This window comes from Kineococcus glutinatus (assembly GCF_039542765.1).
GTDB lineage: Bacteria > Actinomycetota > Actinomycetes > Actinomycetales > Kineococcaceae > Kineococcus_A > Kineococcus_A glutinatus.
This window is the reverse complement of sequence record NZ_BAABIL010000607.1, coordinates 1-1,213: the sequence shown is the minus strand read 5'-3', so window position 1 is coordinate 1,213 and position 1,213 is coordinate 1. Positions and strand designations below refer to the sequence as shown.

Genomic DNA, 1,213 nt, shown 5'->3' with positions numbered 1-1,213 from the left:
CCCCTCGCCGCGGCGCTGCCGCAGGTGCGCGACGGCGACCCCGGCTGGACGTTCCGGGTCGTCCACGACCCCACCGCCCCGCGCCGGCCCGCGGCCGTGCTGCTGCTGTTCGCCGACGGGCCCGGCGGCGGGGAGCTGCTGCTCACCGAGCGCGCCGCCGGGCTGCGCAAGCACTCCGGACAGGTCGCCTTCCCCGGCGGCGGGGCCGACCCGGACGACGCCGGGCCCGCCGCCACCGCGCTGCGCGAGGCCGCCGAGGAGACCGGCCTGCTGCCCGCGGGCGTCGACGTGCTCGGCACCCTGCCCACCATCCACGTGCCCGTCAGCGGCTACGAGGTCACCCCCGTCGTGGCGTGGTGGCGCGAGCCGTGCCCGGTGTCCGTGGTGGACCCCGCCGAGGTGGCGCGCGTCGAGCGCGTGCCGCTGGCCGAGCTGACCGACCCGGCGCACCGCTTCCGCGTCCGCGCGCCCCACGGCTACGCGGGGCCGGCGTTCGCGGTGCGCGGCCTGCTCGTGTGGGGGTTCACCGCCGAGGTGCTGCACCGGGTGCTGGCGCTGGCCGGGCTGGAGCGCCCCTGGGACCCCTCGCGGGTGGTGCCGCTGGCCGAGGCGCTGGCACCGGCCCTCTCCCGCGCCGCCGCGGAGCCGCCGCCGTGAGCGGCTCCACCCTCCTGGACCTGGCCCTGCTGCTCGTGCTCGCCCTGCAGCTCGTCGCCGGGTACCGCGAGGGCCTGCTCGTGGGCGCCCTGAGCACCGCGGGGCTGCTGGCCGGGGCCGTGCTCGGCGTCGTGCTGGCGCCCCGGCTGCTGGCCGGGCTCGGCACGGGCACCACCCGCAGCCTCGCCGTGGTCGTCGCGGTGGTGCTGCTGGCGCTGCTGGGCCGGCTGCTGCTCGGCCTGACCGGCACGCTGCTGCGCCGCCGGGTGCGCTGGCGGCCCGTGCGGGTCCTCGACGCCCTCCTCGGCGCCACCGCCGGTGCCGTGGCCACCGCCCTCGTCATCTGGGTGGCCGCGGGTGCGCTGCGCAGCACCACCCTGGTGTCGGTGTCCGGCGCGGTGTCCGGCTCCCGGGTGATCTCCACCGTGGAGGCGGTGGTCCCGCCCTCGGCGTCGGGGTTGCTGGCCTCGCTGTGGTCCTCCGCGGAGAGCACCGGCTTCCCCCGCGTCTTCACCGCGCTGCGCGACGAGACGGTGCGCCCCGTGGACCCGCCGGC

Annotated in this window: 2 protein-coding genes; both read left to right on the top strand. The window is 79.4% G+C overall.

Annotated features, from left to right (window positions below; genetic code table 11):
• The first annotated feature begins 24 nt into the window (after window positions 1-24).
• A complete protein-coding gene (locus ABEB16_RS18925) occupies window positions 25-657 on the top strand; it encodes an NUDIX hydrolase (RefSeq protein WP_345713763.1) in 633 nt (210 codons plus the stop codon).
• The coding region (locus ABEB16_RS18920) for a CvpA family protein (RefSeq protein WP_345713762.1) at window positions 654-1,213 on the top strand (560 nt) is incomplete at its 3' end. The genes ABEB16_RS18925 and ABEB16_RS18920, both read left to right, overlap by 4 nt.